The following is a 10,254-nucleotide window of genomic DNA, read 5'->3' as shown; positions in this document are numbered from 1 at the left end:
GTGGAGTGAGTTTTGCAGTGCCCAGTCGTTCTTCTGACGCCGAATGCGCCATCCCAAAGCGGGTGATGCGCATCCCCGCATTTCTCACAGGTTGCTGACCCATGTTCCATTTGTTTTTGTTCGTCGCCGGGCTGGTTTGCTTGGTGTTGGGGGCCAATTGGCTGGTGCGCGGCGCGAGCAAATTGGCGCTGTCTTTTGGCATTTCGCCCTTGGTGGTGGGCTTGACGATTGTGGCGCTGGGCACCAGTGCGCCCGAGATCGCGGTGTCGGTGGCTTCGGTGTTGGAGGGCAAGACCGACATGGCCGTGGGCAATGTGGTGGGCAGCAATATTTTCAACGTTTTGTTTGTCTTGGGATTGAGCGCGTTGATCGTACCGCTGACCGTTCACAGACAGCTGATCCGCCAAGAGGTGCCGATCATGTTTGGCGTGACGCTGCTCATGGTTTTGATGGCCATGGATGGCCAGTTGCAGGCTTGGGAAGGTGGCGTGTTGGTGGCATTGTTGGTGGTTTACACCAGCTTTTTGGTGGTGCAGTCGCGCCGTGAATCGGCTGCTGCCAAAGCCACTGCAGCCGCGCCCGAAACGATCGACGCCGAGTTGCAGGCTTCGCACCTTGGGGCTTGGGATGCCAAGCTGCCTGCGCAGTTGGCCCTGATGGCTGTGGGTTTGGCGTTGTTGGTGCTGGGCTCGGACTGGTTGGTGACTGCGGCGGTGGTGTTTGCCAAGGCTTTGGGTGTGAGCGATGTGGTGATTGCGCTGACCATCGTGGCCGCGGGCACGTCCATGCCCGAGGTGGCGACCTCGATCGCAGCGGCCCTCAAGGGTGAGCGCGACATGGCCGTGGGCAACGTGGTGGGCAGCTGCATTTTTAACATTCTGGGTTGCTTGGGAATCAGTGGCTTGGTGGCTGGGGGGGTGGGCCTGGCGGTGCCGCCGTCTTTGTTGGCCTTTGACTTGTGGGTGTTGTTGGCGGTGGCACTGGCCTGCTTGCCGATGTTCATCACGGGCGGTGAAATTGCCCGCTGGGAAGGCGGCATTTTTGCCGGGTATTACGTGGCCTATGTGTCTTATTTGATTTTGGCGGCGCAGCAGCACCAGGCGCTGGGGGCTTTCAGCAGCGTGATGCTGAGTTTCGTGGTGCCGCTCACCGTCATCACGCTGGTGGTGTCGGTGGTGCGTGGGCGGGCTTGATGGGGCTGGATCGGGCATGAAGCCGTTGCTGGCCTCCTCTGTGGACAGCCCGATCCGGGTGGAGCGGTCCGGCGTGCATGGCCAAGGTGTGTTCGCCACGCGGCACCTGTCCGCAGGCGAGCGGCTCATTGAGTATGTGGGCCAGATCATCAGCATGGCCGAGGCGATTGCACGCCACCCGCACGATGCGGCCAACCCCGACCACACCTTTTACTTTCACTTGGACGATGGTCGGGTGATCGATGCGCTGCATGGTGGCAACGACTCCAAGTGGATCAACCATTCGTGCCGCCCCAATTGCGCGCCTGAAGAGGACCGGGGCCGCATCTTCATCTTGACACGCAGGTCCGTGTTCAAGGGCGAGGAGCTGACGTTCGATTACGGCTTGGTGAGCGACGAGCCCATGAGCGAGGCCTTGAAGGCCCGCTATGCCTGCCGCTGCGGGGCCAAAAAATGTCGGGGCACGATGCTGGCTTTGGACTGAGCGGGCAGGCTGGATCGGACTGCTTCAGACGCTGCAAGCTGCGTTCAAGGCGGCATCGCTTGGCTGGCGCTGTTTTTTGCCTAGCGGCAGTGGCGTCACCTGAAGCCGAATGCTCTGTGTCGGGTAGCGGGTGCTGAGCCAGGCGCTCAGCCGTGCGCGCTCCTCTTGGCGCAGTGCCCGGATCACGGTGAGGCTGACAATTTGGGTGGTTTGGAGTGTGGCTTGGTTGCGTTGCCAGTGGCTGCCTTGCCCAACAGAGACGCAGGCCACGCTGGGGTAAAGCGCCAGAATTTCCTGGATCAACTGGTTGCGTTGGGCATCGCTTGCGCGCAAGGCTTGCGCCTCTGATTCAAGTTTCCGGTTGAGTGCAGTCGTGTCTTGCAATTGTTGCAAGGTGTTTTGCAGCAATTCTTTTTTCAAGGCTTCTGTGATTTGCCCAACATCGACTTTTTCTGAGCCGATGTTGCGAACCACCACCACGGTGTCTTCGTAGCCTTGAGCTTGGAATTGGCGCTTGACTTCTTCTTGGACATTGGCCACCCCGTTTTCTCCGCCCATGGTGAGTACGACGCGGTGCTCGGTGGTGCCGATTTCACGGCCCAGCAGCACGTAGCGCGGATCCTTGTCGATGCTGGCCAGAACGGTCTGAGCGGTTTGTTCAAATAATTTTTGCGACACCAGCCTGACCGCCAAGAAACCACTGGGCACCGCCGTGGCCAAAACGGTGGCGGTGATGATGGCGCGGGCTTGCCAGCGGGCTTTGGCGCCATCACCACGAGCCGGTAGTCGCAGCATTTTCACCACGAGCAAGCTGGCAAAAGCGATGAAGACGCTGTTGATGGTGAACAGGTAAAACGCGCCGCCAAAATAGTGCCAATTGCCCGTGGCCAGGCCAAAACCAGCGGTGCACAAGGGTGGCATGAGGGCTGTGGCGATGGCCACGCCGGGGACAATGTTGGAGCCTTGTCGCCGCGTTGCGCCGATCATGCCCAAGCTGCCACCAATGAATGCAATCAAAACATCCCACAAATTGGGGCTGGTGCGGGCCAGCAGTTCAGACTGCGCAATGTTCAGGGGCGTGATGAAAAAGTAGGTGGTGGCCGTGAGCAAGCTGATGAGGACAAAAATCCCCAAATTGCGTGCTGACATGCGGATCAAGGCCAGATCCTTGATGCCGATGCCGTAACCAATGCCCACGATCGGACCCATCAAGGGTGAGATCAGCATCGCACCGATGATGACGGCGGTGCTGTTGACGTTCAGGCCAATCGAGGCGATGAAGATGGCCCCGATGAGTCCCCAGAGATTGGCCCCGGTGACACTGATGCCGTCGCGGATGGTGGTGTCGATTTCCTCTGGGGTGTCCTGGTCGCGACGCAGGTTGAACAGGCGAAGAAGATTGATCTGAAGGCGTTTCATGAAGCGGGTCGGGGGAGCTTGTTCAATGCGACAGGCATTGAAGCGCCCAGCATTGTCGGTGTTTAAACTTGGTTTTTGCGGGCGGATGCCGCAGGGGCACTTGATTTCCGTAAGGGTGTGTAACTGGCTGGCACAAGACTGGGCAAGGTTTTAATGGCCCTTGCAGCAGCAGGCGGCAGGCCAAACTGCGGATTCTGAAGTGGGTTATGAAGCGCGTATGGAGGCGGGTTCAAATGCGGGCTCAGTGGCTCAAAAGCCTTGGCGCTTTTGGTCGCGCAGCATGAACAGGTAAAGGCTTTCCACTTTTTCACGGGCCCAAGGCGTTTTGCGCAAAAACTTCAAGCTCGAGCCGACGCTGGGCTCGTGCGTGAAGCAGCGAATGGCGATGCGCTGGCCCAGATCGTCCCAGCCATAAAAGTCGGCCAGTTGGGTCACGATGGCTTCTAGCGTCAGACCGTGCAGGGGGTTGCGCGCTTGGGTAGGGCGCACTTCAGGTGCGGGTGCATCGGGGCTGGGAGGCAGGGTGTTGTCGGCGTCTTGCATGGCCTGATTGTCGATGCAAACGGTGTGCGAATTGGAACACGCCAGCCTGGCCGCAAAAAGCACCTTGGCGATGGCTGTGTTGGTTGCGTGCTGCGGCAGGTGCGCTGGCGCACAGTGGCAGGGCGGTGCAAGCCCTAGGCTGTGGCTTGACCGTGCAGGCGCATGGCAGCAGAAAGAAAAAAATACATGAGCATTGACCTGGTTCTGGCGGACCCCCATCCCGTGATGTTGGACGGCTTGTCGCACGACTTTCACGGGTCGCCTGACTTTTCTGTCAGGGCGTGTGTGAGCAATGGCAACGATGCGCTGGAGGCCGTGAAAAAATACCAACCCGATATTTTGGTGATGGACTTGTCGCTGACCCACCGCAACGGTTTGTCTTTGATCGAGGAGATGCAGTTGCACCGCTTGCCCACGCGCGCCGTGGTGTTCACTGGGGCTTCCATTGGTGAGGTCATGCGGGCCATGGATCTGGGTGTGCCGGGTTTGGTGTCCAAGGACAAACCCCAGCAGGTGCTGGCGCGCTGCATCCAGTCGGTGCATGGGGGTGATCCTTGGTTGGACCGGGACTTGACCCTGAAAACCCTGTCTTTGTTGTTGGAGCAACAGAGGAAAAACAGCCGCGCTTCGAGTTTGTTGACACCCCGAGAAATGTCGGTGGCCCACATGGTCACCGAAGGCTTGCCCAATAAAAAAATCGCCAGCAAGCTATTCATCAGTGAAGGCACCGCCAAACTGCACTTGCACCACATTTACCAAAAGCTCAATTGCCCTGGGCGCATGTCTTTGCAGCGCTGCATGCAAGACAACGGCTTGATGTGAGCCGCCCGGGCGCCGCCCCCTGTGTGCTGTACCGAACAGTCAGCGCACGGTTTTTTTAGGAGACTGGTCACCAGACCCCGTGGCTGGTGTGGCAGCGCGAAATGGCGCATTGGCACTTGCTCAGCAACACCGCTGCAGGGCCCTTGATTGAGCAAAGGAGCCTCGCCATGTCTATTCGCGTTTTGTTGTCATCCAAAAACAGGGTGCTTGCAGATGGGATTGCGGCTGTTTTCCAAACCCACCACGACACCCAGTTGGTGGGGACCGCCGAGACCGATGAGGCGACACAGGCGCTGTGCGAAGCGCTGGACCCCGATGTGGTGCTGATCGGCTTGCACGCCAATGGGCATCAAGATTTGTCTTTGATGCAAAAGATGGCAGCACATCAGCCAGGTCAATACATGGTGGCGTTTTCAGGCGATTCTGACCGCCATTCGATCATCGAGATTTTGGATGCGGGTGCCAAAGGCTACGTGTCGAGCACCAGCGGCATGGACGAGTTGCTGTCAGCCATTCGCGCAGTCGCAGGCGGACGGGAGTATTTGTGCCAAACAGCGGCCGCAGAAATGATGGCCTCTGTGCGCAAATTCCGTTCAGGCGATGCCCCCGTTCGCGGGGCGCTCGGCGGCCGCGAAGAGCAGGTTTTGCGTTTGATCGCCGATGGTTTCTCTTCCAAGGAAATCGCCCGAAATTTGCGCATTGCCCCCAGCACCGTCGAGGTTCACCGGCGCAACATCATGCGCAAGGTGGGGTTGCACAAAGTGGCAGACCTGACCCGCTATGCCATCCGCCACCTGATGGTCTCGGTTTAAAGAACAGTGGATCGTTGCAGGCACCTGAGTAGTGGCCTGCCATGGCCTTCATCAACGCGTGTTGTCAGAACCCTTGGCTGTGTTGGTTTGTGCGCACCACCGGCTGGCCAATGATTCGGCCACTTTGATGCCGTCTACTCCAGCCGACAAAATGCCGCCCGCATAACTGGCCCCTTCGCCCGCTGGGTACAGGCCTTGGGTGTTGGTGCTTTGGTGGTCCTCTCCACGCGGCATGCGCAGGGGTGAGGACGTGCGTGTTTCCACGCCTGTCATCACCGCATCGTGCATGTCATAGCCTTTGATCTTTCGCCCGAAAACGGGCAAAGCCTCGCGCATGGCTTCGACCGCGTAGCCCGGCAACACATCGGCCAAGTCGACCAGCTTCACGCCGGGTTTGTAAGACGGCTGCACGCTGCCCCAGGTGGTCGAGGGACGCGCGCCCAGAAAGTCGCCCACCAATTGACCAGGGGCTTCGTAGTTGCAGCCACCCACTTCAAAGGCCCGGCTTTCCAGCTGGCGCTGCAGCACGATGCCCGCCAGCGGGTGAGGTGCAGGGGGGTGCTGTGCCGCCAGTTGCTGGGCCTCTTGGGCCAGTTGTGCACCGTCTTCGTCGCCAAACGCGGCTTGCCATGCGGTGGTGTCCAGGGGGTAGTCGGGCGGGTCGATGGCCACCACCATGCCGGCGTTGGCGTTGCGTTCATTGCGCGAATATTGGCTCATACCGTTGGTGACCACCCGGCCCGGTTCGCTGGTGGCGGCCACCACAGTGCCGCCGGGGCACATGCAAAAACTGTAGACGGCACGGCCGTTTTGCGCGTGGTGTACCAGCTTGTAATCGGCCGCACCCAGCAGCGGGTGGCCCGCGTGGCGGCCCCAACGGGCTTGGTCGATGACGCTTTGTGGGTGTTCGATGCGCACGCCAATCGAAAACGCTTTGGCCTGCATGGCCACACCCCGGCGGTGCAGCATGACAAAGGTGTCGCGGGCGCTGTGGCCCAGCGCCATCACGGCGTGGCGCGTGTGCAAGGTGTGGCTTTGTCCTGTGCGCAGGTCGGTCACCTGCAGCCCGGTGAGCTGTTGGCCGCCTGCAGCGGGTGCGATCAGCACATCGGTCACGCGTTGCTCAAAGCGGATGTCGCCGCCCAAGGCGATGATTTGTTCGCGGATGTTTTCGACCACCTTGACCAATTTGAACGTGCCGATGTGCGGGTGCGCGGCATACAAGATGTCGGCAGGCGCGCCGGCCTTGACGAATTCATCCATCACCTTGCGGCCCAGGTGGCGCGGGTCCTTGATCTGGCTGTAGAGCTTGCCGTCGCTGAAGGTGCCTGCGCCGCCTTCGCCAAACTGCACATTGCTTTCGGGGTTGAGCACTTGCTTGCGCCACAGGCCCCAGGTGTCTTTGGTGCGTTCACGCACCGGCTTGCCACGCTCGAGCACGATGGGTTTGAAGCCCATTTGCGCCAGGGCCAATGCCGCAAACATGCCGCAAGGCCCAAAGCCGACCACCACCGGGCGCTCGCTGCCCTGCACCAAGTCTGCAGGCGCTTGGCAGGGCGCCTGCCAGTGCATGTTGGGGGTGGCTTGGATGTGGGGGTGGCTGGCAAACTGTTGCAGCAAGGCGGGTTCTTCCTGCGCAGCGGTCAGGGCGAGGTCCACGATGTAAACCGCCAGCAGCTCGGCCTTGCGGGCATCGAAGCTGCGTTTGAAGACCTGAAGCGTGGCGATGTCTGCTGGCGTTAAACCCAGCGCTTGGGCCGCCAATTGGCGCAGGGCCGTCTCGGGGTGCGGCGTGGGCAGACGGTCTTCGTCGGTCTCGGACGGCGCATCGGCCGCGCGGCGCGATTCAATCGGCAGGGCCGACAAGGGAAGTTTGACTTCGGAAATTCGGATCATGGCAACCTCTGTGGCTTGTGGTTATCAAGCAAGTCGAGATTATCGGTGGTCTTCGTGGACGTTTGCCTTTTGAAAATGCAGCTTCGCGAAGTGAGGAAATGTCAGACCATCAAGGCCCGACCTGTGAGGGCATGTCGAAACAACGGTCGTGACAGCCCCTGAAGACCCAGCAGTGAGGTGCAAAGATGGCTTAGCCGGGTAAGAACCCGTCGACCGACAAATAGCGCTCGCCCGTGTCGTAGTTGAAGCCCAGCACGGTGGCTCCAGCGGGCAGATCGGGCAGTTTTTGGGCGATGGCGGCCAAGGTGGCCCCGGACGAGATACCGACCAGCATGCCTTCTTCTCGGGCCGAACGGCGGGCGTATTCTCGCGCGTCTTCGGCATCGACTTGGATCACGCCGTCGAGCAAGGTGGTGTCCAGGTTCTTGGGGATGAAGCCCGCACCAATGCCTTGAATGGGGTGGGGAGCAGGTGCTCCACCCGAGATCACGGGCGAGGCAATGGGCTCCACCGCAAACACCTTGAGATTCGGAAACTTGGCCTTGAGCACGCGGGCAGCGCCCGTCAGGTGACCGCCTGTGCCCACACCTGTGATGAGCGCATCGATGCCGTCGGGAAAATCAGCCAGAATTTCTTGCGCCGTGGTGCGCACATGCACGTCGATGTTGGCGGGGTTTTCAAACTGCTGGGGCATCCAGGCACCGGGGGTGCTGGCCACCAGGGCTTGGGCGCGGGCGATGGCACCTTTCATGCCTTCGGCGCGGGGTGTCAGGTCGAAGCTGGCACCGTAGGCCAGCATCAGGCGGCGGCGCTCAATGCTCATGCTGTCAGGCATCACCAGCACCAATTTGTAGCCTTTGACGGCGGCCACCATGGCCAGGCCAATGCCGGTGTTGCCCGAGGTGGGCTCGACGATGGTGCCGCCCGGCTGCAATGCCCCCGATTGTTCCGCCGCTTCGACCATGGCCAGTGCGATGCGGTCCTTGATCGAGCCGCCGGGGTTGCTGCGCTCTGATTTGATCCACACCTGGGCGGTGGGGCCAAACAAGCGGTTAATGCGCACATGCGGCGTGTGGCCGATGGTGGCGAGAATGTTTGGGGCTTTCATGGTGTGTCTCCGTTTGAATCAGGTGAATGAAATGATTGTGCGCGAATCTTCAGACCGTTTATTGTCTGAGCTTATGACGGCAGGTCATAATCGAACCCGTGAAGCACGCCAGACCGTCGCTGGTGCAATCTCCGAAAGGAGGCACTGGAGGAACGTCCGGACTGCACAGGACAGCGTAGGAGGTAACACCTCTCCACCGTGAGGTGAGGATCAGAGCAACAGAGACGAGCCGATTGAGTTCGGGTGAAACGGGCAATCTCTACGCGCAGCAATACCAAGTAGGCCTTCCTGAAGGCATGCGGTTCGCCGCATGCCTTCTCCCTGTGGTTCCGCGGGGTGAGTTGGCGGGTAGGTAGCACCGAGCCGGGTGGGCGACCCCCGGCCCAGAGTAATGGCGGTCACGCAGCGGGCAACCGCTGTGCACAGAATCCGGCTTATCGGCGGGCTTCACACTTTTTTCTCAGGGCATAGCCCACAAAAAAACCCGCCGTAGCGGGTTTTTTTGTGGGTCTCTAAAACAGATCAGCCGCGTGAAGGCATCAAGCTGCCAGCCAAGGCAAACACCGAATTGGGCGCCGTGATCTTCAAGGTGCTTTTGGGCTTGGCAAACACGCCGCGTTTGACGGCTGGCGGCGGTGCTGGCTCGACGGTCACGCCTTTGGTGCGCTGCTCGGCCACCAGTTGACGCAAGGTGATGGACTGCAAGTGCGTCAGCATTTTGTCGTTCAGGCTGGCCCACAGTTCGCTGTTCATCCAGCCGCCTTCTGCCGACACTTCTTCTTCGGAAGGGGCGTCTACAGCACCCACAATGTCGGCCATGGTGATCTTTTCGGCATTGCGCGACAGCGAATAGCCGCCGCCTGGGCCACGCGTGCTTTCGACCAAGCCATGCTGGCGAAGTTTGCTGAACAACTGCTCCAGATAGGACAAGGAAATTTGGTGGCGCACGCTGATGGCGGCCAGCGAAACGGGGCCGCGGTCTTCGCGCAATGCCACATCGATCATGGCGGTGACGGCAAATCGGCTTTTGGTGCTCAAACGCATGGTGGGCTCCTTTCTGCGTTTTGGTGTCCTGCCTGGGCAGGCCATCCTGTGGGGTCAAGACTGCATTGTGTGCAGGGGTGACTGAACGTTCATTTTCTCAGACTGATTTTTTAATTGGGGATAAACCGGAATTATTCAAGGGTAAATGCAGCTTTTTTTGGACATTGAGTGGATTAGAAACGCTCGTAGCCTTCCAGCGACCGCCATTGGCCCGCCTCTAAAGGCGCCAAACTGAGACGGCCCACGCGTTGGCGGCGCAGGTCCTGCAGGGGGCATTGTTCGTCCAGCCAGCGGCCCAGTTCCAGCCCATCGATGTCTTTGCCGGCGATGCGCAGCACGGTCATGCTGTCGGTCTGGCGGTTGATGCTGGCCCGGATACCGGGGCCGTTCAAGGCCTTGACCAGGCTTTCGGGCACTTCGCCGCCTATGGTGGCCATCCATTCTTGTTCCATGGGGCTGCGGCGGTCTTCCAGATGGCGCAGCACGCCCACATCGTCTGAAAAAATGCACAAACCGCTGGTGGGTTTGGCCAGCGGCAAGGGCATGAGCATTTTGGCCAGGCGCTCAGGCCCCCACAGTCCGGGTTGAGCCGCTTTCAGGCCCACGGTGTCTTGCAGCCAGGCCAGGTTGGCCACCCGGTGCGCGGGTTTGAACAGCACCAGCGTCATGGGGGCCAGCGCAGCCATGGAGACCAGGCGGTTGACTTGAACGGTTTGCTCAGGCCGCACACGCCGTGCCGGGTCGGTCACGACTTTGCCCGCCACCTGCACGCCACCGGCCACGATCAGGGCTTCGGCTTCGCGGCGGGAGCAGGTTTGCTCGGCGGCCACGCGTTTGGCCAGGCGAATGCCTTCTTCAGAGGAAATCATCGATGCTTTCAAAAATACTCAAAGCGAATCAAGACAGGGCTTGTTCGCGGATGTGGTCCACATG

General features: G+C 60.2%; 10 protein-coding genes and 1 other RNA gene. 5 read left to right on the top strand and 6 right to left on the bottom strand.

Features of this window, described 5'->3' with window-relative positions; translation table 11 throughout:
* Nucleotides 1-101 precede the first annotated feature (101 nt).
* Both Q0341_RS07380 and Q0341_RS07375 read left to right on the top strand, forming a co-directional pair.
* Nucleotides 102-1,193, top strand: coding sequence for a calcium/sodium antiporter (locus tag Q0341_RS07380; RefSeq protein ID WP_299511642.1), 1,092 nt, complete (start codon nt 102-104; stop codon nt 1,191-1,193).
* Nucleotides 1,194-1,209: 16 nt separating this feature from the next.
* Nucleotides 1,210-1,677 carry an SET domain-containing protein-lysine N-methyltransferase gene (locus tag Q0341_RS07375; protein ID WP_299511640.1) on the top strand — a complete coding sequence of 156 codons (468 nt, stop codon included), beginning with the start codon at nt 1,210-1,212 and terminating at the stop codon, nt 1,675-1,677.
* A 24-nt stretch (nt 1,678-1,701) separates the two neighbouring features.
* On the opposite strand, the gene Q0341_RS07370 is transcribed toward Q0341_RS07375, so the two are convergent.
* Together Q0341_RS07370 and Q0341_RS07365 are read right to left on the bottom strand one after the other, a co-directional pair.
* A complete protein-coding gene (locus Q0341_RS07370) occupies nt 1,702-3,096 on the bottom strand; it encodes a DUF389 domain-containing protein (protein ID WP_299511637.1) in 1,395 nt (464 codons plus the stop codon).
* A gap of 249 nt (nt 3,097-3,345) precedes the next feature.
* The gene (locus Q0341_RS07365; RefSeq protein ID WP_299511634.1) at nt 3,346-3,639 is read right to left on the bottom strand and encodes a VF530 family protein; all 294 of its coding nucleotides are present in this window, start codon (nt 3,637-3,639) and stop codon (nt 3,346-3,348) included.
* Between the two features lie 186 nt (nt 3,640-3,825).
* Here Q0341_RS07365 and Q0341_RS07360 point away from each other — a divergent pair, with 186 nt between their 5' ends.
* Together Q0341_RS07360 and Q0341_RS07355 are read left to right on the top strand one after the other, a co-directional pair.
* The gene (locus Q0341_RS07360; protein WP_299511632.1) at nt 3,826-4,461 is read left to right on the top strand and encodes a response regulator transcription factor; all 636 of its coding nucleotides are present in this window, start codon (nt 3,826-3,828) and stop codon (nt 4,459-4,461) included.
* Nucleotides 4,462-4,628: 167 nt separating this feature from the next.
* Nucleotides 4,629-5,273: a response regulator transcription factor gene (locus tag Q0341_RS07355; RefSeq protein WP_299511630.1), complete on the top strand. Its 645-nt coding sequence runs from the start codon at nt 4,629-4,631 to the stop codon at nt 5,271-5,273.
* 51 nt (nt 5,274-5,324) lie between these two features.
* Here the strand turns inward: Q0341_RS07355 and Q0341_RS07350 are convergent, their stop codons facing one another.
* Both Q0341_RS07350 and cysK read right to left on the bottom strand, forming a co-directional pair.
* Nucleotides 5,325-7,169, bottom strand: a complete 1,845-nt coding sequence (locus Q0341_RS07350) for an NAD(P)/FAD-dependent oxidoreductase (protein ID WP_299511628.1) — start codon at nt 7,167-7,169, stop codon at nt 5,325-5,327.
* Between the two features lie 190 nt (nt 7,170-7,359).
* Nucleotides 7,360-8,277 carry a cysteine synthase A gene (gene cysK / locus Q0341_RS07345; RefSeq protein ID WP_299511626.1) on the bottom strand — a complete coding sequence of 306 codons (918 nt, stop codon included), beginning with the start codon at nt 8,275-8,277 and terminating at the stop codon, nt 7,360-7,362.
* Nucleotides 8,278-8,377: 100 nt separating this feature from the next.
* Here cysK and rnpB point away from each other — a divergent pair.
* An RNA gene (rnpB, locus tag Q0341_RS07340) (RNase P RNA component class A) lies at nt 8,378-8,730 on the top strand.
* A 69-nt stretch (nt 8,731-8,799) separates the two neighbouring features.
* Here rnpB and Q0341_RS07335 read toward each other — a convergent pair.
* Entirely contained in the window at nt 8,800-9,321 is a 522-nt protein-coding gene (locus Q0341_RS07335) for an Rrf2 family transcriptional regulator (RefSeq protein WP_299511624.1), read from the bottom strand.
* 173 nt (nt 9,322-9,494) lie between these two features.
* Nucleotides 9,495-10,190: a S4 domain-containing protein gene (locus Q0341_RS07330; RefSeq protein WP_299511621.1), complete on the bottom strand. Its 696-nt coding sequence runs from the start codon at nt 10,188-10,190 to the stop codon at nt 9,495-9,497.
* Nucleotides 10,191-10,254: the final 64 nt, after the last annotated feature.

It is taken from the genome of uncultured Limnohabitans sp. (genome assembly GCF_937889215.1).
Classification (GTDB): Bacteria; Pseudomonadota; Gammaproteobacteria; order Burkholderiales; family Burkholderiaceae_C; genus Limnohabitans_A.
The sequence above is the reverse complement of the archived record's forward strand: the minus strand, read 5'-3'. Positions and strand labels throughout refer to the sequence as shown.

Excerpts from the sequence above, each read along its gene's own strand:
- Q0341_RS07380 (WP_299511642.1), top strand. The coding sequence starts at position 102 with ATGTTCCATTTGTTTTTGTTCGTCGCCGGGCTGGTTTGCTTGGTGTTG.
- Q0341_RS07375 (WP_299511640.1), top strand. The coding sequence starts at position 1,210 with ATGAAGCCGTTGCTGGCCTCCTCTGTGGACAGCCCGATCCGGGTGGAG.
- Q0341_RS07370 (WP_299511637.1), bottom strand. The coding sequence starts at position 3,096 with ATGAAACGCCTTCAGATCAATCTTCTTCGCCTGTTCAACCTGCGTCGC.
- Q0341_RS07365 (WP_299511634.1), bottom strand. The coding sequence starts at position 3,639 with ATGCAAGACGCCGACAACACCCTGCCTCCCAGCCCCGATGCACCCGCA.
- Q0341_RS07360 (WP_299511632.1), top strand. The coding sequence starts at position 3,826 with ATGAGCATTGACCTGGTTCTGGCGGACCCCCATCCCGTGATGTTGGAC.
- Q0341_RS07355 (WP_299511630.1), top strand. The coding sequence starts at position 4,629 with ATGTCTATTCGCGTTTTGTTGTCATCCAAAAACAGGGTGCTTGCAGAT.
- Q0341_RS07350 (WP_299511628.1), bottom strand. The coding sequence starts at position 7,169 with ATGATCCGAATTTCCGAAGTCAAACTTCCCTTGTCGGCCCTGCCGATT.
- cysK (WP_299511626.1), bottom strand. The coding sequence starts at position 8,277 with ATGAAAGCCCCAAACATTCTCGCCACCATCGGCCACACGCCGCATGTG.
- Q0341_RS07335 (WP_299511624.1), bottom strand. The coding sequence starts at position 9,321 with ATGCGTTTGAGCACCAAAAGCCGATTTGCCGTCACCGCCATGATCGAT.
- Q0341_RS07330 (WP_299511621.1), bottom strand. The coding sequence starts at position 10,190 with ATGATTTCCTCTGAAGAAGGCATTCGCCTGGCCAAACGCGTGGCCGCC.